This window comes from Micrococcus sp. GbtcB5, from assembly GCF_019091605.1.
Taxonomy (GTDB): domain Bacteria; phylum Actinomycetota; class Actinomycetes; order Actinomycetales; family Micrococcaceae; genus Micrococcus; species Micrococcus luteus.
This window is the reverse complement of sequence record NZ_JAGXJK010000001.1, coordinates 35,676-55,080: the sequence shown is the minus strand read 5'-3', so window position 1 is coordinate 55,080 and position 19,405 is coordinate 35,676. Positions and strand designations below refer to the sequence as shown.

Annotated in this window: 19 protein-coding genes; 6 read left to right on the top strand and 13 right to left on the bottom strand. The window is 73.7% G+C overall.

Going from position 1 to position 19,405, the window contains the following annotated elements; all coding sequences use genetic code 11:
• Positions 1–14 precede the first annotated feature (14 nt).
• The 3 genes from KVS67_RS00250 to KVS67_RS00240 are packed head-to-tail and all read right to left on the bottom strand — an operon-like array spanning position 15 to position 3,036.
• Positions 15–956: a type II secretion system F family protein gene (locus tag KVS67_RS00250; protein ID WP_010079079.1), complete on the bottom strand. Its 942-nt coding sequence runs from the start codon at positions 954–956 to the stop codon at positions 15–17.
• Positions 953–1,810, bottom strand: coding sequence for a type II secretion system F family protein (locus KVS67_RS00245; protein WP_078025995.1), 858 nt, complete (start codon positions 1,808–1,810; stop codon positions 953–955). The genes KVS67_RS00250 and KVS67_RS00245 overlap by 4 nt, the downstream gene beginning before the upstream one ends.
• Positions 1,810–3,036 carry a CpaF family protein gene (locus tag KVS67_RS00240; RefSeq protein WP_010079081.1) on the bottom strand — a complete coding sequence of 409 codons (1,227 nt, stop codon included), beginning with the start codon at positions 3,034–3,036 and terminating at the stop codon, positions 1,810–1,812. Before KVS67_RS00240 ends, KVS67_RS00245 begins: the two co-directional genes overlap by 1 nt.
• 237 nt (positions 3,037–3,273) lie before the next feature.
• On the opposite strand from KVS67_RS00240, the gene KVS67_RS00235 reads away from it, so the two are divergent.
• Positions 3,274–6,273 carry an FtsK/SpoIIIE domain-containing protein gene (locus KVS67_RS00235; protein WP_217564666.1) on the top strand — a complete coding sequence of 1,000 codons (3,000 nt, stop codon included), beginning with the start codon at positions 3,274–3,276 and terminating at the stop codon, positions 6,271–6,273.
• A gap of 531 nt (positions 6,274–6,804) precedes the next feature.
• Positions 6,805–7,383, top strand: coding sequence for a dienelactone hydrolase family protein (locus KVS67_RS00230; RefSeq protein WP_036339098.1), 579 nt, complete (start codon positions 6,805–6,807; stop codon positions 7,381–7,383).
• A gap of 19 nt (positions 7,384–7,402) precedes the next feature.
• Here KVS67_RS00230 and KVS67_RS00225 read toward each other — a convergent pair whose 3' ends face one another.
• Both KVS67_RS00225 and KVS67_RS00220 read right to left on the bottom strand, forming a co-directional pair.
• Entirely contained in the window at positions 7,403–8,806 is a 1,404-nt protein-coding gene (locus KVS67_RS00225; RefSeq protein ID WP_036339096.1) for an MFS transporter, read from the bottom strand.
• A gap of 71 nt (positions 8,807–8,877) precedes the next feature.
• Entirely contained in the window at positions 8,878–9,459 is a 582-nt protein-coding gene (locus KVS67_RS00220; RefSeq protein WP_044658580.1) for an LURP-one-related/scramblase family protein, read from the bottom strand.
• A gap of 141 nt (positions 9,460–9,600) precedes the next feature.
• On the opposite strand from KVS67_RS00220, the gene KVS67_RS00215 reads away from it, so the two are divergent.
• From KVS67_RS00215 to KVS67_RS00205, 3 genes are read left to right on the top strand one after another with little or no spacing between them, the layout of a single operon-like run.
• Complete coding sequence (locus KVS67_RS00215) at positions 9,601–10,791, top strand: LLM class flavin-dependent oxidoreductase (protein WP_036313995.1); 1,191 nt, start codon at positions 9,601–9,603, stop codon at positions 10,789–10,791.
• Complete coding sequence (locus KVS67_RS00210; protein WP_020628145.1) at positions 10,788–11,477, top strand: FMN reductase; 690 nt, start codon at positions 10,788–10,790, stop codon at positions 11,475–11,477. Before KVS67_RS00215 ends, KVS67_RS00210 begins: the two co-directional genes overlap by 4 nt.
• Positions 11,449–11,994, top strand: a complete 546-nt coding sequence (locus tag KVS67_RS00205) for a MarR family winged helix-turn-helix transcriptional regulator (protein ID WP_020628146.1) — start codon at positions 11,449–11,451, stop codon at positions 11,992–11,994. The genes KVS67_RS00210 and KVS67_RS00205 overlap by 29 nt, the downstream gene beginning before the upstream one ends.
• Positions 11,995–12,093: 99 nt before the next feature.
• Here KVS67_RS00205 and KVS67_RS00200 read toward each other — a convergent pair whose 3' ends face one another.
• From KVS67_RS00200 to KVS67_RS00165, 8 genes are all read right to left on the bottom strand, one after another.
• A complete protein-coding gene (locus KVS67_RS00200) occupies positions 12,094–13,320 on the bottom strand; it encodes a trypsin-like serine protease (RefSeq protein WP_223247523.1) in 1,227 nt (408 codons plus the stop codon).
• Between the two features lie 122 nt (positions 13,321–13,442).
• Positions 13,443–14,444, bottom strand: a complete 1,002-nt coding sequence (locus KVS67_RS00195) for an SseB family protein (protein WP_020628148.1) — start codon at positions 14,442–14,444, stop codon at positions 13,443–13,445.
• Positions 14,441–15,226: a bifunctional 1-(5-phosphoribosyl)-5-((5-phosphoribosylamino)methylideneamino)imidazole-4-carboxamide isomerase/phosphoribosylanthranilate isomerase PriA gene (gene priA, locus KVS67_RS00190; protein WP_036313998.1), complete on the bottom strand. Its 786-nt coding sequence runs from the start codon at positions 15,224–15,226 to the stop codon at positions 14,441–14,443. Before priA ends, KVS67_RS00195 begins: the two co-directional genes overlap by 4 nt.
• Before the next feature lie 32 nt (positions 15,227–15,258).
• On the bottom strand, positions 15,259–15,417 hold the full coding sequence (locus tag KVS67_RS00185; protein ID WP_004167696.1) for a hypothetical protein: 159 nt from the start codon (positions 15,415–15,417) through the stop codon (positions 15,259–15,261).
• On the bottom strand, positions 15,417–16,076 hold the full coding sequence (hisH, locus tag KVS67_RS00180; protein WP_004167703.1) for an imidazole glycerol phosphate synthase subunit HisH: 660 nt from the start codon (positions 16,074–16,076) through the stop codon (positions 15,417–15,419). The genes KVS67_RS00185 and hisH overlap by 1 nt, the downstream gene beginning before the upstream one ends.
• Complete coding sequence (hisB, locus tag KVS67_RS00175; RefSeq protein WP_152743305.1) at positions 16,076–16,657, bottom strand: imidazoleglycerol-phosphate dehydratase HisB; 582 nt, start codon at positions 16,655–16,657, stop codon at positions 16,076–16,078. Before hisB ends, hisH begins: the two co-directional genes overlap by 1 nt.
• Before the next feature lie 181 nt (positions 16,658–16,838).
• A complete protein-coding gene (locus KVS67_RS00170; protein ID WP_063190305.1) occupies positions 16,839–17,960 on the bottom strand; it encodes a histidinol-phosphate transaminase in 1,122 nt (373 codons plus the stop codon).
• A 43-nt stretch (positions 17,961–18,003) separates the two neighbouring features.
• Entirely contained in the window at positions 18,004–18,378 is a 375-nt protein-coding gene (locus tag KVS67_RS00165; RefSeq protein ID WP_063190304.1) for a LysM peptidoglycan-binding domain-containing protein, read from the bottom strand.
• Positions 18,379–18,672: 294 nt separating this feature from the next.
• On the opposite strand from KVS67_RS00165, the gene lexA reads away from it, so the two are divergent.
• Positions 18,673–19,389 (top strand): transcriptional repressor LexA, encoded by a 717-nt coding sequence (gene lexA, locus KVS67_RS00160; protein WP_063190303.1) that lies wholly within the window; start codon positions 18,673–18,675, stop codon positions 19,387–19,389.
• Positions 19,390–19,405 lie beyond the last annotated feature (16 nt).

Genomic DNA, 19,405 nt, shown 5'->3' with positions numbered 1-19,405 from the left:
TCAGTTGTGGGTCTTCAGAACCCCAGGCGCATCAGGGAGATGCCGGGGAAGACGGCGAAGATCACCGTGAGCGGGAGGATGCCGAACACGAGGGGGACCATCATCTGGATCTCCTTCCGGCCGGCGGCCTCCATGAGCTCGCGGCGACCCATCTCACGCACGTCCTGGGCCTGCGCGCGCAGGACGTCGGCGAGGGGCGTGCCGCGGTCGAGCGCGATGAGCACGCCCCCGATGAACCGTTCGACGGGGGCCAGCTGCACGCGCCGTCCCATGGCCTTGAGCGCCGCGGACAGCGACGCCCCGGCACGCATGTCGGCGAGCGTGGTGCGGAACTCGCCGGCCAGCTCCCCGCGCGCCGTCCCCGCGATGCGTTCGAGCGCTCCGGCGGCGCTCTCCCCCGCGCCCACCGAGAGCGCGAACAGCTCGGCCACGGACGGGAACTCGGAGAGGATGGCCTCGCGCCGCCGTCGCACCCGCAGGGAGAGCAGCTGCTCCCGGAGCAGGAACCCGGCCATGCCGCCGGCGATCACGAGGGCGACCCCCGTGATCACCGGCACGCGGCCCGTGACGGTGAGGCTGAGCGCGAGGACGGCCGCCACGGCGGCCCCCGCGGCCGCGCTCAGGACCTGCTGGGCACGGAAGTCCGTCGACGTGACCGCGAGCCCCGCGGCGGCCAGTTTGCGGTCGAGCGCCGCCCCGCCCGGGGAGATGCGCTGGACCCAGCCGACTCCGGCCTGCACCACGGGATCGAGGATGCGTCCCCACGTTCCCCAGGGCGAGGCGCCCGCACGTTCCTCCTCGAGGAGGCGGGAGGCCGGGATGTGGTGGCGCAGCTGCGGTTCGACCCGTTGCTCGAGGCTGGGGCGCCAGCCCACCGGCTGGGTGACCAGGATGAGGAGCAGTCCCGCCCCGAGGGTGAGGCCCAGGAGCGCAGCCCAGATCAGCGCGGACGTCATGCGAACACCCGCTTCTCCCGGGGCAGCGCGCCGATGCGGAGCATGACGCGGTAGCAGACGACGGAGGCCACCATGCCGGCGAGGAGCACGGCCCCGCCGGCGGCGGACCGATAGGCCGCGACCGCGGCGGGCTGGGTCCCCAGCAGCAGGAGCACGAGCCACGGGGCGCACACCGCCAACCGGGCCGCGTTCACGGTCCACGACTGCCGGGCCTCGAGCTCGGCGCGGATGCGGGCGTCCTGCCGGAGGAACTCGGAGAGGGTCTGCAGCAGACGGCCGATGTCGGCGCCGCCGACCTCGCGGGTCAGGCGCAGCGAGACCACCAGGCGGTCCGCGACGGGGTCGGCCATCCGGGCCTTGAGCCGGTCCAGTGCGTCCACGAAGCGGGCTCCGGCCCGGTAGTCCCGGGCGAACTGCTGGAACGGCTCGCGCAGCCCCTCCGGCCCGGTCTCCCCGAGCTGGATGAGCGCCTCCGGGAGAGTCAGGCCCGCGCGGATGGCCGACCGGGCGTGGTCGATCGCGTCCGGCCACAGCTCGCGCAGTGCCGTGGACCGCCGGCGGGCCTGCCAGGACAGCAGCAGCCAGGGCACGGCCGCGCCGAAGACGGCGAAGCACGCGGCGATGGTCCACGTACTGGTCAGCGACAGGACGAGCAGCCCGACCACGAGACCGCCGACGGCCATGGCGGACACGACGCCGGCCGGGCTGAGACGCTGGATGCCGGACTGGGCGATCAGCACACGCAGGCGCGAGTCGGGGCGGGCGGCCCCGGGTCTCTCCGTGGGAGGGGACCAGAGGGACCACCACAGCAGGAACAGGCCGCAGCCGAGCGCGAGCCCCAGCAGCGCGGCCATCAGCGCAGCCCCACCAGCTCGTGGACGTCCACGCCGCGACGGGCGAGCGCCTCGAACTCCAGGTTCGCACCCTCGTTGAGGCGCAGGTCGCCCTCGGCGTCACGCTGGAAGAGCGCCGACGTCTCGATGACCCCGCCCTCCACCCGTGAGCCGACGGTGAGGATCTCCCGCACCCGCCGGCGGCCCTGACGGTCGCGCTCGCAGTGCACGACGACGTCGATGCACGTGGCGACCGTCGGGACGACGAAGTCCCGGGAGATGTTCTCCCCGGCCAGCAGCGGCAGCGTGCAGAGCTTCGTGAGCGCGTCCGCGGCCGAGTTCGCGTGGATCGTGCACATGCCGGCCAGGCCGGAGTTCAGAGCGACGAGCATGTCCAGCGCCTCGGCCTCGCGCACCTCGCCGACGATCAGGCGGTCCGGGCGCATCCGCAGCGCCTCCTTGACGAGGCGACGCAGCGGGATCTCGCCGTGGCCCTCCAGGTTCGGCTGGCGGCACTGCAGCCCGACGACGTCGCGCACCGGGATCTGCAGCTCGAAGATCTCCTCCACGGTGATCACCCGCTCCCGCGGGCCGATGGCCGAAGCCAGGCAGTTGAGCAGGGTGGTCTTGCCCGCCTGGGTGGCCCCGCTGACGAGGATGTTCATGCCCGCGTCCACGGCCGCGTCCAGGAAGCGGGCCGCCGTCGGAGTGAGGGAACCGCCCCGGACGAGGTCGTCCAGCCGGCGCGCCCGGGCGATGAACTTCCGGATGTTCACGGCCCAGTGCCGCCGCGTGATGTCGGGGATGGCCACGTGCAGGCGCGAACCGTCTGGCAGGGCCGCGTCGACGAACGGCATCGACAGGTCCAGCCGCCGGCCCGAGGACTTCAACATGACTTCGACGAGGTCCTGCACCTCCTCCTCGGTCAGGACGATGCCCGTCAGCTCGGAGCGGCCGGACCGCGCGCAGTAGACGGCGTCCGGCGCGTTCAGCCAGATCTCCTCCACGGAGGGATCGTCCATGAGCCGCTGGAGCGGCCCGAGGCCCGCGATGCGGTCGAACAGGTCCTGCCGCGCCGCCACGGGATCCTCCAGGTCCGGCAGCGAGCTGACCATCGCGCGGGACTCGTAGTCCGCGGCCGCGTCCTGGATGAGCGTCAGGACCCGGGCGTGCTCACGCTGCGGGTCGATGCCCTGCCGCCGGACGATCTCCCGGATCTCGTCCTCGAGAATGCGCACCGCATCCATGTGTCCCTCCTGTGCCCGATTCGGCGCCATCCCCAGCGCCGCACATGTCTCGATCAGGAAGATACCCCGTTCCGTCGATGCGTGTGGTCCAGGACACCATGACTGTGGACAACGTGGCGGCGGTCCCGTTCGACGGGGAGTTGTCCACAGGCCGCCCGAGCCGCCATCAGGCCGTGGCAGGGTCGTCCCCAGGCGGCCGGACGGGCCGGTCGCCGGTCTCAGGAGGGAGGGGCGGGGATGGCCTGGAGCGTGCGGATCCTGGGCGGGGCCGCTCCCGAGACATGGCGGGTGGAGCACTTCCCCGCCGACGCGGACGAGCAGGACCGGGCGGTGCGGGAACGTTTTCCCGCCCGGTCGCTGCACCGGTGCGCTGCCGGGCCGCGCAGCGTGACGTACGCGGAACGGGTCGGGAGTGCACCGGCCCGGGGGCCGGAGCTCGCGGTGGTCACCGAGCACGGACCCGACGCCGGCCGCCTCGTCCCTCTGGGGGAGGGCGGGTTGAGCACGGGACGCGGTGGGGCGCGGCTGCTGCTGGACGACCCCTCTGCCCCGTCGCGGCCGATGCGTCTGCGGCTCGCGCCCACCGGGCTGCACGTCCACGACGGTCCTCGGGACACCGGACGCCTGTGGGACGGCCGCAGCCCGCTCCCTGTGGGCCGGACCGCCCTGGGCCTGGTCCGCGGGCCCGGGGCCGCCCTGCCGCGGCCGGTCACGCCGGAGCCGCCCGCCGTCGACCTCGGATCCCCACCGGCCCGGCAGTCCGTCGTGATCCCGCTGGTGGCGGCCCTGGGCCCGCTGGTGCTCGGGGTCGCCCTGGTCCTGATGATGGGCAACCCGGTGTTCCTGCTGTTCGGTGTGCTGTCCGTGACGGTGGCGCTGGTCATGCTGGCGATGCAGCGCCGTACCCGGCTGCGGCATGCGCGGCTGCTCGCCGCCCGCGCGGACGCGCTCGTGCGCCGGCGGGCTCAGGCGGCACTGAGCCCCGGTGCGGTGGCCCGCGCCGTCCGCTCCGGCGCGACGGACCGCTTCGGGCTGACGTCGGGGGCCGACGAGGCCGTGGCGGTCTCGTGGGGTTCCGGCGTCGGGGCGCTGTCCCTGTCGCGGGACGACCCGGACGAGGCATGGGTGGAGGCCGTCACGTCGCGGCGCACCGTGATGACGACGTCACCGCCGGAGTCGCGCGTCGTCGTGCTCGGGCCGCCGCGCGATGTGGCCGGGGCCTGCCGGTGGGCGGTGTTCCAGCTCCTGCGGCACGCGGTGGCCGCCGACGGCGCGTTCGTGGTGGAGGCCGGTGGAGTCCGCCGCACCTGGTGGTCGGGCGGGTCCGGCCCGCGGCTGCTGGTGTCGGCTCCTGAGGACGCGGCACTGGATCCGGCGTGGCGAGCGTGGCGGGCCGCCATCGGCGGCGACGCGGGGACGACGCCCACGGCCCGGGCGGATCTGCCCTGGACGCGGTACGACTTCACCGGGCCGTCGCCTGCGCCGGGGGACGCCGTCGTCGACCTGCGCGGGCGCACCGTCGTGGTCCCGGCCGAACAACAGCGCTTCGAGGACGTGACCGCCGACGGCCTCGCCGACGGCACCCTGGTCGCCTGGCTGACCGAGCTGGCCGACGACGTCGTGGACCTCGGCCTGCTGCCCGCCGACGACGGCGACGGCACGCTCACACCACCGGGGCAGGTGGGCGCCCGCGATGCCGTCGACGGGCTCACCGTGACCCTCGCCCGTAGCGGCGACGAGACGGGCGTCGTCGAGATGGACCTGGCCGCCGACGGGCCGCACCTGCTCATCGCGGGCACCACGGGATCCGGGAAGTCGGATCTCCTGCTGTCCCTCCTGCTGGGGGCCGCGGCGCACCACCCGCCGGCCGAGGTCGCGTTCCTGCTGCTGGACTTCAAGGGCGGTGCGTCGTTCGGTCCGCTGGGCGCGCTCCCCCACACGATGAGCCTGGAGACCAACCACGTGGGAACGGCCTCGTTGCGGGCGCTGAGCGCCATCCGGGCGGAGCTGAATCGCCGCGAGGCCCTCTTCGCGGAGGCCGGGGTCAGCGACTATCCCGGCTTCCGCCGCCGCCATCCGGACGCGGCGCTGCCTCGGCTCGTCGTGGCGATCGACGAACTGCGCGTGCTCGTGGACGACCACCCGGACGCAGCCGCCGTCCTGCAGCGTCTGGCCGCCACGGGCCGTTCCCTCGGCTTCCACCTCATCCTGGCCACGCAGCGGGCCACGGGTGCGGTGGGCTCGGACCTGCGCTCGAACCTGGGCAGCACGATCGCCCTGCGCACCGCGACGGAGCAGGAGTCGTGGGACCTCGTGGGCACGGCCGCCGCGGCCCGGCTCGACCCGCGTCGCCCCGGCTCCGCGATCCTCTCGACGGCGGGGCGCCCGACGGTCTCGTTCCGCGCATCCCAGTGGACGGTCGACGGCGGCACGCCCGTGTGGCGGCGGCTGGGCGAGGCCGCGGCCGCCCCGGCCGTCGCCCCCTGGGAGGCCGTCGTCTCGGTCCTGGTGGAGAACTACGCGGCGGGTGACTGGCCCACACCCCCGCCCGTGGTCACCCCCGCCCTGCCGGAGCGCTGGGTGCCGGACCGCGCTCGCCGGGCCGAGGCCACGGCCCTGGCCCTGCTCGACGACGCGGCCCACGGCCGGCACCGTCCCTGGCGGTGGCCGACCGGCGCGGAGGGACGCACCGCATGGATCGTCGAGGCCGCGGGCGGTCGCGCGGAGACGCTGGCCGCCGTCGTCGAAGTGGCGCTGCGCAGCGGCCGGCCGGTGGCCGTGCTGGACGGCACCGGGGAGGCCGCGGCGGCCGCGCGGTCCGGGACGCCGGTGCTGACCCCGGACGCCGAGGGGGCCGGGGAGGCCGCCCTGGCCCGCCTGCGCGAGCTCGCGGCCGCCGGCGGCACGGCGGTGATCACGGGCTGGAACGCGTGGTCCGGCCTGCGCGTCGGGGACACCTACCGCACGGTCGAGGAGGACGTGCACGACTGGCTCGGCCGTCCGACCGCCGCCGGCCTGCGGTTGGCGGTGTTCGGCGGCCGAGAGCTGGCGACGGGCCGGCTGCTGCTGCACCTGCCCCACCGCTTCTTCGTGCCGGCCGGGACGAACGCCGAGCACCGGCTCATCTGGCCCCGGCTGACCGAGGTCGAGCCCCTGCCGGGGCGGGCCGTGCACATCAGTCCCGCCGTCCCCGAACCCGGCATGCCCTGCCAGCTCGCGTCTCCCGCCCCGGCGTGACCGCACTGACGGCGATTCCCGTGTGACCGCAGCGGAACGGTGGACTCAGCTCCGACGTCCACCCGGCGAGACGTTCTCCCGTCCTCCGTCGAACGTGGATGCCGTGGTCGAGGTCGCCAGGAGCAGTCGGACAGGGCGCCCCTTCGTCGCCGTACGTCCGAAGCGGCCGCGGCATCGTCCGGCGAAGACGTCCCGAAGGTCGCAGGACGGATGAGGCCAGGAGGCCGCTGCCCGCTCCTGCCTCGAGCAGCCCCGTGACCGATCGCACGAGTGCCTCGGCACTCATGCAGAAGATTCCTCGCCGCTCGCTCGCGCAGTCTCCGACCGCGCGACGTGAAGACTGAGACGGTGCTGTCCTGGGGCCGCCGAGACGAGAACCCAGGGCACCAGTCGGGGAAGCACTGCGCTTGCCCTCCACGCAATGAGCGCCAACTCACCCGTGGCGACAGACGCGAGCCACCTCTCTTCTTCGCCCCCGATCACCCACCCGCACTCTGGGGCAGCCGCTCACCGCGGTCTACGCTCTGACCCATGGCGCAGATCGTCCTCTTCCACCACGCCCTCGGTCTCACAGACGGCGTGCGCGCGCTCGCCGAACAGATCGCCAGCGGCGGTCACACCGTCCACACCCCTGACCTCTACGACGGCCGCACGTTCGCCACCGTGGACGAGGGTGTCGCCCACGCCCAGCACCTCGGCTTCGAGGAGATCGGCCGACGCGGCATGCGGGCGTGTGCCGAGCACCAGGAGGCCTCCGTCGTCGCGGGCATCAGCATGGGCGTGATGCCCGCCTGGCGTGCCGCCCAGGTGGTCCCCGGCTTCCGCGCGTGCATCGCCATGGCCGGCGTCCTGGCCCTCGACGCCTACGCCCCGCTCTGGCAGCCCCACACCGCCCTGCAGATCCACCTCGGCACCCGCGACCCCTGGGCCCTCGAGGGCGACCTCGAGACCGCCCGCTCCTACGCGGCCACCGCCGAGCACCCGGACCGCCCCGCCGACCTCTTCGAGTACGACACGGACCGGCACCTGTTCATGGACTCCTCCACCGCGGACTTCGACGCGGACCTCACCGCCGTGCTGGTCCGCCGCATCCACGAGCTCCTGGCCTGACGCGCGGAGCGGGTCCGGCTCAGGCGGGACGCCGCCCGCGCATCACCGTCGCCAGGGCGGCCAGCAGCACGAGCACGAAGCCCGCGGCCGCCGCGAACACGTAGCCCGCGGACGGGGCGACGCCGTCGATGAACACGCCGGCCAGCGGGGCGCCCATGGCGGCGCCGGCGGTCATGGCCGAGCCGTAGAAGCCCATCGCCTCGCCGCGCCGCTCCTCCACCACGAGGTGCGAGAGCCGGGACGAGGCCGAGGCCAGGGTCGGCGCCGTCAGCAGACCCGAGGGGATCGAGGCCAGCGCGAGCGCCCACACCCCGTCCACGAGCGCGAGCGGCACCGTCGCCACGGCGAACAGCGCCATCAGCAGGTACGGGTGCACCTGGCGGCCCCAGGCCCCATAGAAGAGCCCGCCCACGGCGGAGGCGCCGCACCAGAACGCGTACACCAGACCCACCGACGCCGCGGCGCCCTGCGACTCCAGCTCGGCCACCATCGAGACCTCGGTGCCGACCATGACGATCCCGGCCGCCATCGACACCACGAGCACACCGAGCACCTCCGGCCCGACCCAGGAGAAGTGGGTCCGCCGCCACTGCCGCAGCCGCTCGGCCCGGGCCCGGCGCGGCGCCGTCGTCGGCCCGGAGCCGTCCGCGGCGATGACGGGCAGCGACCCGGTGACCAGGGGGATGGCCTCCGTGATGGCCGGCAGCGCACCGGTCGCCAGGCTGGGGGCGGCCATCTCCACGTGCATGGGCGCGGCGGTCACCGCCTGGGCGATCGCCTCCTGACGGTCCTGCTCCTCGGTGTAGGGATCCTCGGTCGCCGGTCCGACGACGGCCAGCTGACTCGACCGTGTCGGCGGGTTGAACCACATCAGCAGGATGCCACCCAGCGCGCTGGAGAGGCCGACGATGGTCAGGCCGAGGGCACTCGACCACGTGGCCGCGACGACGGCGCCCAGCGCCGGGCCCATCATGAAGATCGTCTCCGTGACGATGGAGTCCAGGGCAAACGCCGTCTGCCGGTCCTTGCCGTGGGTGAGCACGCCGAGTCCCTGCCGGACGACGGAGAAGATCGGCAGTGAGAACACGCCGCCCAGGAACACGGCCAGGAGCATCGGCCAGAACGGCAGCCACGGGACGATCGGCCAGATCACGGCCTCCGCGATCACGGAGGGCAGCAGTGCACGGCGCAGCCCCTTCGCGTCCACCACGCGGCCCCGCCACGGCGAGCCCACCGCGATGCCCAGCGTCATCGCCGCCCCGGCCAGGCCGGCCTGGCCGTAGCCCAGGCCCAGCGTGAGCGCCACGTGGAGGGTGAGGATCACCCCGGCCGCGGTGTGCGGGAAGCGGGCGATGAACCCCACCGCCAGCAGATGGCGGATCCGAGGGTCCTGCAACAGCCGTCCGTACGCTCCGAAGTCCACCGTCGAATCCTATGGGAGGCGTCAAGGCACGCCCCGGAGGCGCCGCCGAGACGGCCGCGCGCTCGGCGGACTCAGCCGTTGCTGCGCCGGTCCTTGGCCCGGATCAGGTCGAGGGCGATGGCCGTGCCGAGCACGGCGCAGCGCACCACGGGCGGCATGCCGGGGTCCAGGCGCATCTCGTACCGCGAGCGCCCGGCCAGGGCGTTCATGACACCTCCGAATTGCGCGGTCACGCGGGCGATCGGCCGCTGCCCCACGGTCATGGTGTAGTCGTGGTCCCACAGGTCGCCGGTCACCGCGAAGCACGTGCCGTCCACGACCTCGACGCTCACGGACGTCCGCAGGAACGCGATCTGGCGGACGAGGTTGGCGAAGGGCAGCCCGTCGGCGTCCAGGATCGCGAAGCGGTCGCGGCCGAACGTGGCCGGGTCGGCGAGGCGGAAGAGCACGCGGCCGTCGTCACCGTCGACCACGTCGAAGCTGCGGTTCCCCATCAGCATTCGGCCCAGGCCCCCGCCCGTAGTGACCACCGAGACGACGGTGCGCCCGTCCGGGTCCGTCACCTGGATGTCGTTGGACAGGAAGCTCGTCACCTGCTGCAGGATGAGGACGTCCGTGTGGGCGAGGCGACCGGCGTCGAAGGCGGGGCTCATGGGACCAGTCTGCCGTGTCGGGCCCTGCGGAATATTCAGGACGGGGCGGCTCGTTGTGCGGTATAGTTCATTTTTGAAGAACACGGCGACGGCGCGGCCGGCACCGTGAGACCCGCCCCCGGGCACACTGAGGAGCACACCATGCAGTTCGGCGTCTTCACGATCGGCGACATCACCGCCGATCCGACGAACGGGACCGCCCCCACCGAGCATCAGCGGATCAAGGACACCGTCAAGATCGCCCGCCACGCCGAGCAGGCGGGCTTCGAGGTGTTCGCGACCGGCCAGCACCACAACCCGCCCTTCGTGGCCCCGGGCAACCCGCCCACGCTGCTGGCCTACCTGGCCGCGCAGACCGAGACCCTCCAGCTCTCCACGGCGACGACCCTGATCACCACCATGGACCCGGTGCGTCTGGCCGAGGACTACGCGTACCTGCAGCACCTCGCCGACGGTCGCGTGGACCTGACGATGGGCCGCGGCAACACCGGCCCCGTGTACCCGTGGTTCGGCAAGGACATCCGCCAGGGCATCCAACTCGCCGTGGAGAACTACAACCTCCTCTACCGCCTGTGGCATGAGGAGACCGTGGACTGGAGCGGCAACCACCGCACCCCGCTGCAGGACTTCACCCTCACCCCGCAGCCCCTGGACGGCGTCGCCCCCTTCGTGTGGCACGGCTCCATCCGCTCCCCCGAGATCGCCGAGCAGGCCGCCTACTACGGCGACGGCTACTTCCACAACAACATCTTCTGGAACAAGGAGCACGTCATCCAGATGGTGCGCCTGTACCGCCAGCGCTACGAGTACTACGGCCACGGCAAGGCCCATCAGGCGTACGTGGCCCTGGGCGGCCAGGCCTACATGGCGAAGAACTCGCAGGACGCCGTGGCGGAGTTCCGCCCCTACTTCGACAACGCGCCGGTCTACGGCCACGGCCCGTCCCTCGAGGACTTCTCGAGGATGACGCCCCTGACGGTCGGCTCGCCGCAGCAGGTCATCGAGCGCACGCTCACGTTCCGCGACTGGGTGGGCGACTACCAGCGTCAGATGTTCCTCATCGACCACGCCGGCCTGCCCACGGACACCGTCCTGCGGCAGATCGACCTCTTCGGCGAGGAGGTCCTGCCCGTGCTGCGCAAGGAGTTCGACGCTCTGAAGCCGGACGACGTCCCGGCGGCCCCGACCCACGAGTTCCTCGTGGCACGCGCCCGCCGCGGCGAGGCTCCCGTGCCCGGCGGCAAGGAGGGATCGCAGGCCCAGCTCGACCGCGCGGCGGCCGCCGAGCAGCGCGCCACCGCCGATGCCGCGAAGGGCGGTGCCGCGCAGTGACCACCCCCGGCGCCCCCGATGCCTCCGCCCCGTTCACGCCGCAGGCCCGGCACCTCGCCGTGGTCTCCGGCGGGTCCGGGGACCCGTCCCAGACCCGCATGCTCGCCGAACGCATGGCGGAGTCCGCCTCGGCGGCGCTCTCCGAGCACGGCGTGGTCCCGCAGATCCACCTGATCACGCTGCGGGAGCTCGCCGTGGACATCGCGCAGGCCCTGGTGACCTTCGCCATCTCCCCGGCCCTGCGCGCCGCCCTGGACGAGGTCGCCCAGGCCGACGCCGTCATCGCGGTCTCGCCCACGTACAAGGCCTCCTACTCGGGCCTGTTCAAGTCCTTCTGGGACCTCGCGGAGCCCACGTCCGTCGTCGGGGTGCCCGTGCTCCTCGGCGCCACCGGCGGCACCGCCCGCCACTCGCTCATGATCGACACCGCCATGCGGCCGCTGTTCGCCTACCTCAAGGCCCGCATCGTGCCGACCGCGGTCTTCGCGGCCTCGGACGACTGGGGCGAGGCGGCCGGCGTGCAGGCCTCGATGCGGACCGACCCGCTGCAGTCCCGCATCCGGGCCGCCGGACGCGACCTGGCCGAGATCACCCTGAGCCGCCCCCCGCGGGCACGCGCCGCCGCGCCCGCGGACATCGACCTGGAGGTGACCCCCTTTGAGCAGCTCCTCAACCCCGGCCCCTGAGCCCGCCGCGCAGGACGCGGCGCCGGCGGAGCCCGACGGCGGCTGGTTCGGCTCCGCATCGGAGGCGCACCGCCCGGTGGACCCGCCCAAGCGCGCCTGGCGCGCCTACTTCGAGGCCACCCAGATGCTCACGGAGGTGGTGGAGCGCCGCCTGAAGCAGGACTGCGGCATGTCGCTGGCCGACTACAACCTGCTGCTGCTCCTCTACGAGTCCCCCGAGGGCCGGCTCCGGCTGGGAGAGCTGGCGTCCCGGATGGTTTTCTCCCCGTCGCGCATCACCTACCAGGTGAAGACGCTCGTGGCCCGCGGCCTGATCGACCGCCGCCCGGTGGCCTGTGACCGGCGGGGCTTCGAGGCCGTCCTCACCGACGAGGGCCGGTCCGCCTTCCGGCGCGCCGCGATCGAGCACGCCCGGCAGGTGGACGAGCTCTTCCTCGGCGACCTGGCGCCGGGCGAGGCGGAGTCCCTCACCCGGATCTTCTCCCGCCTGGGGCGGCGGCTCGAGGGGCTGTGCTGACCGCGTCCCCACCTGGCCGGGGCCGCCCCGGGACGTGACGAGGCCCGGTGATCCGTGCGGGATCACCGGGCCTCGTCGTGTCGTTCGGGGCGGAATCGATCAGCCGACCAGCTGACCGCCCAGGGTCACGGTGGCGTCCGTGGCGGCGCCGGCGGCGTCGACCACGGTGACCACCACGGAGCCGCCCGCGGGCACCTCGGCCGGCACGGGCAGCCAGGCGCGGTACTCGCCGGTGAGGTCCAGGCCGTCCTGGCCGAGGACCGTGCCGTCGGCGTCGTAGGCCGTGACGGTGACGGAGGCGAAGCCGCCCTGATCCGTCTGCGCGACCACCTGGGTGCCGTAGGCGACACCCTCGGCGGGCGCGGCCACGACGTCGGTCACGCCCGGCGCAGCGGCCTCGGCGACCGGGGCCTCAGCAGCGGGGGCCGCCTCGGCGGCCTCCTCCTCCGCGGCGGCCTCGGCGCGGGCCTTGAGCTCGGCCGCGATGGCCTCCTCCTCAGCCGGCGTGAACTCGGTCAGCTCGGACTCGTCCACGGCGGGCTCGCCGCCGGTGGGCAGGTCCTCGTCGGCCACGGGGCCCGCGACGTCGGCGATCGCCGGGGCGGTCTCGGCGGCCGGAGCGGTCTCCGCGGCCGCGGCGGTCTCGGCGGCGGGCGCCGCGGAGGCGTCCAGCGCGTCGAGGGACTCGACCGGGACCATGATCGAGGACATCGCCTGGGCGTCGCAGCCCACCACGTTGCCCTCGGCGTCGAAGGTCACCGGGGCGATGCCCGAGATGACCCCGACCACCCGCTGCTGGGCGTCATAGACGGCCCCGCCCGAGTCGCCGGCGTAGGTCGAGGCGGTGTCGAGGGCAACCTGATCCGCGTACGCGTCGTCGCAGACCGTGGCGGCCTCGAAGGTCTGCGTGTGGGACACGGTGTTCGGCGCGCCCAGCGGCACGGACGAGCCGTGGGTGTAGACGGTCTCGCCCACACCGATGGACGAGGCCGGCCGCGTGGACCAGTCGCCCACGACGTCGACGTCGTCGGCCAGGGCCACGCGGACCGCGTCCACGCCCGAATCGCCGGGCAGTGCCGAGACGGTGCCGATCGCGGTGCCGTCGACGTCGCGGACGGTCGAGCCGATCTGCCATTGGCCCGCACCACAGTGGGCCGCGGTGTAGGCGGTGGCGTCGTCGACGATGGTCAGACTGCACGCCCCGGCCGGCGCGGTGATCGCCGAGCCCTGGGTGAGCGTGGTCTGCGCGAGGGCGGGGCCGGCACCGGCCACCACCACCGCGCCCAGCGCCGCGGTGGCGACGCCGGTCAAGGTTCTGGTTCTCATGGGTACTCCTCGGAGGATGGGAGGCATGGGGCCGGCGCGCGGCGCACGGCCTCCAGGATGGGGTGGGGCCACCACGGGCCCTCCCCTCCCCCTCAACGGTACCGGACAGGCCGGGCGACCGATCAGGGTCGGCGGACCGTGATCTCCACGGAGTCGGCCCGCTCGGCCAGCAGCGGCAGGTCTGCCAGGAGGGTCTTGAGCGTGGCCGTCATCAGGCGCACCCCGGCCGCGTCGGCGTCCCGGGTGGGCATCGCGACGATCTGCAGCTCGGGCCCGGCCCCGCCTCCGTTCATCACCGCGCCGGAGCCCGTGTGCGTGGCCACCCCCGACCCGGGTGCGAGGCCCAGGTTGAGCAGGTTCGGGACCAGGTCGGCGACCTCGGCGATCTCGTCCGCGATCTCCTGGTCCCGATAGGCGGGGGTCCACTCCCTCTGCTGGGCGAGCGACCACACGGCCGGGCGTCGCACCACGTACGTGTGCTCGGCGCCGGCGTCGATGACGACGAGCTCACAGCCCTCGTCCACGGCGGACAGGCAGGCACGCGGCAGCCACACGGCCACGGGTCGGGCGACCGGGTTCCATGCCGTCAGCGCGGGCACGTTCGTGAACACCGGCAGCGCCTGCCGGCCGTCCGGCGCGCGCATGGTCACGAGGGCCACGTCCGCGGCCTTGTCCCCGTGCGCCGCGACGTCGTGCTCGTGACCGGTGTGGTCGGCGTGGTCGTGGACGTCGTCCTCGTCCACGGCAAGGGTGGGCACGACGGCGGCGAACACGCGGATGCGCGCGAGCACCTCCGTCACCTCCCGCTCACCGGCGGAGCCGTCCGTCAGGGCCGACATGACGGCGGTCCACTCGGCCGGGCTGGTGCCGTCGTCCTCGTCGAACACGTGCAACGGGTTCGCGGAGCCGTCCACGCCGGGGCCGGAGAGGTCACGGCCCTGCCACGGGACGCCCGCGGTGTCCGCGGTGTTCTCGCCCGCGGTCTTCTCCCGCATGCGGTCGAGTGCGGCCCGGATGTGCCCCGGCAGCTCCCGGGCCGCCGGATGCGGCACCGCGACCGTCTCGTCGATCGGACCGAGCCCGTCGTCGCGGGCCAGGCCGCCGTCGTCGTGCGAGCCCGTCACGGGGCGACCGGGCCGGGCTGCTCGGAGCGCGCCTGCTCCACCGTGGCGCCGCCGGCGACGGCCAGCGCCTGCTCCAGGCTGAAGCGGCCGGCGTACAGCGCCTTGCCCATGATCGCGCCCTCGACGCCCTGGCCGGTCATGGCCGCGAGCGCGGCAACGTCCTCGAGGGAGGAGATGCCGCCCGAGGCGACGACCGGCTTCGCGGTCTTCGCGCAGACCTGGGCGAGCAGCTCCGTGTTCGGCCCCTTGAGCGTGCCGTCCTTCGTGACGTCGGTGACCACGTAGCGGGCGCAGCCGGCATCCTCGAGGCGGGCGAGCACCTCCCAGAGGTCGCCGCCCTCCTTGGTCCAGCCGCGGGCGGCGAGCGTGGTGCCGCGCACGTCGAGGCCCACGGCCACCCGGTCGGCGAAGCGCTCGATGACGCGCGCGGTCCAGTCCGGGTCCTCGAGGGCGGCGGTGCCCAGGTTCACGCGCGCCGCACCCATCTCGAGGGCGTTCTCGAGCGAGGCGTCGTCGCGGATGCCGCCGGACAGCTCGATCTTCACGCCGATCTCCTCCACCACACGGCGCATGACCTCGCGGTTGTCACCGCGACCGAAGGCCGCGTCCAGGTCCACGAGGTGGATCCACTCCGCGCCGGCGCGCTGCCAGTCCAGGGCGGCGGTGACCGGGTCGCCGTACGAGGTGGCGCTGCCGGCCTCGCCCTGGACGAGGCGGACGGCCTGGCCGTCCTGGACGTCGACGGCGGGCAGCAGCTCGAGGGCGGGGGCGTTCGGGGTCATGGGGTTCCTCTCGGGTGGGGCGGCCGGCGCGGTCAGGCGCCGACGGTCAGGAAGGAGGCGGCGATGGCCATGCCGGCCAGCACGAGGACGATCACGATGGCCCACAGCGGCGCCTTCTGCGTGCGCATGGACCAGGCGGCGCCGAGCAGCAGCCCGCCGAGGGCGAGGTAGAGGACGGACCAGTAGGGCATCAGAGGGTCTCCAGCCAGTTGCGCAGCAGCTGCAGCCCGGCGTCCCCGGACTTCTCGGGGTGGAACTGCGTGGCCGACAGGGGGCCGTTCTCCACGGCGGCGATGAAGTCCGCGCCGTGGTGCGCCCAGGTGACCTGGGGCGGACGCATGGCGGAGATCGTCTGGTCGAACTCCCATTCGAGCACGCCGTAGGAGTGGACGAAGTAGAACCGCTCGTCCTCGATGCCCGCGAAGAGGGCGCTGCCCTCGGGCGGCCGGACGGTGTTCCAGCCCATGTGGGGCAGGACCTCGGCGGGCAGCTCGGCGACGACACCCGGCCACTCCCCCATGCCTGCGGTGCGCTCGCCGTGCTCGACGCCGGCGTCGAAGAGGATCTGGTGGCCCACGCAGATGCCGAGGACGGGTCGGCCCCCGGCCACGCGGCGGCCGATCCAGCGGGTGCCGCCGACCTCGGTCAGTGCCCGCATCACGGACGCGTACGCCCCGACGCCGGGCACGAGCAGCCCGTCGGCCTCCTGCACGGCCTGCGGATCGCGCGTGAGCTCGACCTCCGCGCCGGCCCGCTCCACGGCACGCAGCGCCGAGTGCACGTTGCCCGAGCCGTAGTCCAGGACGGCGACGCGCGGCCGCACGCCGGGGACGGTGGTGGGGCGGGCCATCAGAGGGCGCCCTTGGTGGAGGGCACGCCGGTCATGCGGGGGTCGTCCTCGACGGCGGCGCGCAGGGCGCGGGCGAAGGCCTTGAACTGCGCCTCGACGATGTGGTGCGGATCCCGGCCTCGCACGACGTCCATGTGGAGGCAGATCGCCGCGTGGTACGTGATCGACTCGAACACATGGCGGGTCATGGAACCGGTGAAGTGCCCGCCGATGAGGTGGTACTGCTGGCCCTCGGGCTCGCCCTCGTGCACGAGGTACGGCCGGCCGGAGACGTCGACGACGGCGCGCGCCAGCGCCTCGTCCAGCGGCACGGACGCCTCGCCGAAGCGGCGGATGCCGGACTTGTCCCCGAGCGCGGTCTTGAGCACCTCGCCCAGGGTGATGGCGACGTCCTCGACCGTGTGGTGCACGTCGATGTGCGTGTCCCCGGTGGCACGGACCGTCAGGTCGATCTGGGAGTGCCGGGACAGCGCGGTGAGCATGTGGTCGTAGAACGGCACGGTGGTGGAGATCTCAGCGCGGCCGGTGCCGTCCAGATCCATCTCGACGTACACGTCCGACTCGCTCGTGGTGCGCGTCATGCGCGCACGGCGTCCGGAGATCAGCTCGGCTGCCACGGGTCCTCCTCGGGCTGGGTCCGCACCGGTCCGGGACGGGTGCGGGGGGATGCGGGTGCGCGCGGCCGGTGCCGGCGGGACGGGGTGCCGCGCGCGCTGTCCCCATCCTAGGGAGCCGGGCGGACGCCCAGACTCCGGTGACGCCTCAGGACCGGTGCCCGGTCTCGCCGAGGACCTCCTCGAGAGCGGTGAGGAACGCCGTCGTCTCCGGCTCGGTGCCGGCGGTGACGCGCAGGTGGTGCGGGATGCCGACGTCCCGCACGAGGACGCCGCGGTCGAGCAGGCGGCGCCACACGTCGGAGGCGTCCTCGAGGTGACCGAAGAAGACGAAGTTCGAGTCGGACACCGAGGGCCTCAGTCCCAGGCCGCGCAGGGTGGAGACGATGCGGTCGCGCTGGGCCTTGATGTCCTCCACGGTGCGCAGCAGCGCGTCCACGTGGTCGAGGGCGGCCTCCGCCGTGGCCTGCGTGACCGCGGAGAGGTGGTACGGCAGGCGCACCAGGCGCAGGGCGTCGGCGACGGCGGGGTCCGCGGCCAGGTAGCCCAGGCGCGCGCCGGCCAGGGCGAACGCCTTGGACATGGTGCGCGTGACGATCAGCCGCTCACGGCCGGGCAGGAGGGTCAGCGCGGAGCGGGTGCCGGCGAGGGCGAACTCCGCGTAGGCCTCGTCCACGACGACCATCGCGCCGGGCCCGCCGGCGGCCTCGTTCTCCGCCTGCGCGGCGTACACGGCCTCGATGGTCGCCAGGTCCAGGGCGGTGCCCGTCGGGTTGTTGGGCGAGGCCAGGAAGACGACGTGCGGGCGGTGCTCCCGCACCATGGCCGCCGCGTGCTCGGCGCTGAGGGTGTGGTCCGCGGCGCGGCCGCCGTCCACGAACCCGGTGTCCGTGCCGCCGGCCAGCAGCGGGTACATGGAGTACGAGGGCAGGAAGCTCAGCAGTGTCCGCCCGGGGCCGCCGAAGGCCTGGAGGATCTGCTGCAGGATCTCGTTGGAGCCGTTGCCGGCCCAGACGTGGTCCGCCGTGAGGCCGTGGCCGAGGTAGCCGGCGAGCGCACGTCGCAGCCCCGTGAACTCGCGGTCCGGGTAGCGGTTCAGCCCCCCGGCGACAGCCGCGACCCGCTCGGCGATGGCGGTGGCGACCTCCTCCGGCACCGGGTGCGTGTTCTCGTTGGTGTTGAGCATGTACGGCACGTCCAGCTGGGGTGCGCCGTAGGGGCTCAGGCCGCGGAGGTTCTCACGCAGGGGCAGAGAGCTGAGGTCGGTCATGGCCGCCAGTCTAGGAACCGTGGAGGGCGAGGCCCGCCGTGCGTCACCGCGTGGCCGGGACGAACAGCTCCTCGCCCGGGGCGGGGGCCCGGCCCTCGAGTCCGTTGAGCTCGTCGATCGCGGCGATCACCTCGTAGACGTCCGCCTCCGGAGCCACCGTGGTGGCGATGGTCCACAGGCTGTCCCCGGGCATGACCGTGACGGACTGGGTGGCAGGCCCCGCGGTGTCCGCGGACACCGCGGCGGGCGACAGCAGCACACCCAGGAAGAAGGCGGCCGCCAGCGTGGTGGCCACGGCCGCGGCGATCACGGGGATCCCCCGCAGCACGAGGCGGCCGCGGCGGGTCAGACGGATGGTGGCCGGACGCGGCCGCGCGGTCGCGGGCGAGCCGGCGAACTGGGCGGTGGTGAGCGTCATGGTGTCCTCCTCCGGGGCGAGTGCCCTCCAGGCGATCGAACATCTGTTCGAATCCGTTCGAGTACTTTTCTAGCACAGGTGTTCGAGACACGCCACGACGAGATCGAACATATCTTTGAATGAGAGGCGGCTCTCCTCTAGGCTCGAGGCGATGCACGGACGCCCCGGAACGCCCCCGGGGACCGCCAGGACACAGGCAACCAGCGGGGGCGGACACGGTAAGCGCCCGGACGGCAGCCGGACGCCGGAACACGAGGCCGGCCACCATCACCCCCGGGAGAACGGACGGCAGCCATGAGCACCACCGACGATCAGCCGGCGGCGCGCGCGCCGCTCACCGACCGCCAGCGGCGGATCGTGCAGACCATCCGGGACGCGATCGCCGACCACGGCTACCCGCCCTCCATGCGCGAGATCGGCGACGCCGCGGGCCTGGCCTCGCTCTCCTCCGTCACGCACCAGCTGGGCCGTCTCGAGCGGCACGGCTACATCCGGCGCGACCCCGGACGCCCGCGTGCCCTCGAGGTGCTGCTCGACGTGGACGGCACCCCGCTGGGCGAGGCCGCCTCCCCCGCCGCTGCGCCGTCGTCGCAGGTCTCCACGATCCCCGCGTGGCACACCGGCACGGACGAGGCGGACAGCGTGCCGGTCCCCTGGGTCGGCCGCATCGCGGCGGGCGGCCCCGTCCTGGCCGAGCAGCAGGTCGAGGACGTCATGGCGATCCCGCGACGCCTCACGGGCGAGGGCGAGCTGTTCATGCTGCGTGTCACGGGTGACTCGATGGTGGACGCCGCGATCTGCGACGGCGACTGGGTGGTGGTGCGCCGGCAGGAGACGGCGGAGAACGGCGACATCGTCGCGGCCCTCCTCGACGACGAGGCCACCGTGAAGACCTTCCGCCGCCGTGACGGGCACACCTGGCTCCTCCCCCAGAACACGGCCTACGAGCCCATCCTCGGCGATCACGCCACCGTGATGGGGCGGGTCGTCACGGTCCTGCGTTCGCTCTGACCGGCTCCCTCCGGCC

Excerpts from the sequence above, each read along its gene's own strand:
- KVS67_RS00230 (WP_036339098.1), top strand. The coding sequence starts at position 6,805 with ATGGCGCAGATCGTCCTCTTCCACCACGCCCTCGGTCTCACAGACGGC.
- KVS67_RS00240 (WP_010079081.1), bottom strand. The coding sequence starts at position 3,036 with ATGGATGCGGTGCGCATTCTCGAGGACGAGATCCGGGAGATCGTCCGG.
- KVS67_RS00185 (WP_004167696.1), bottom strand. The coding sequence starts at position 15,417 with ATGCCCTACTGGTCCGTCCTCTACCTCGCCCTCGGCGGGCTGCTGCTC.
- KVS67_RS00215 (WP_036313995.1), top strand. The coding sequence starts at position 9,601 with ATGCAGTTCGGCGTCTTCACGATCGGCGACATCACCGCCGATCCGACG.
- lexA (WP_063190303.1), top strand. The coding sequence starts at position 18,673 with ATGAGCACCACCGACGATCAGCCGGCGGCGCGCGCGCCGCTCACCGAC.
- KVS67_RS00250 (WP_010079079.1), bottom strand. The coding sequence starts at position 956 with ATGACGTCCGCGCTGATCTGGGCTGCGCTCCTGGGCCTCACCCTCGGG.
- KVS67_RS00200 (WP_223247523.1), bottom strand. The coding sequence starts at position 13,320 with ATGAGAACCAGAACCTTGACCGGCGTCGCCACCGCGGCGCTGGGCGCG.
- KVS67_RS00165 (WP_063190304.1), bottom strand. The coding sequence starts at position 18,378 with ATGACGCTCACCACCGCCCAGTTCGCCGGCTCGCCCGCGACCGCGCGG.
- KVS67_RS00220 (WP_044658580.1), bottom strand. The coding sequence starts at position 9,459 with ATGAGCCCCGCCTTCGACGCCGGTCGCCTCGCCCACACGGACGTCCTC.
- priA (WP_036313998.1), bottom strand. The coding sequence starts at position 15,226 with ATGACCCCGAACGCCCCCGCCCTCGAGCTGCTGCCCGCCGTCGACGTC.
- KVS67_RS00235 (WP_217564666.1), top strand. The coding sequence starts at position 3,274 with ATGGCCTGGAGCGTGCGGATCCTGGGCGGGGCCGCTCCCGAGACATGG.
- hisH (WP_004167703.1), bottom strand. The coding sequence starts at position 16,076 with ATGGCCCGCCCCACCACCGTCCCCGGCGTGCGGCCGCGCGTCGCCGTC.
- KVS67_RS00170 (WP_063190305.1), bottom strand. The coding sequence starts at position 17,960 with ATGACCGACCTCAGCTCTCTGCCCCTGCGTGAGAACCTCCGCGGCCTG.
- KVS67_RS00245 (WP_078025995.1), bottom strand. The coding sequence starts at position 1,810 with ATGGCCGCGCTGCTGGGGCTCGCGCTCGGCTGCGGCCTGTTCCTGCTG.
- hisB (WP_152743305.1), bottom strand. The coding sequence starts at position 16,657 with ATGACGCGCACCACGAGCGAGTCGGACGTGTACGTCGAGATGGATCTG.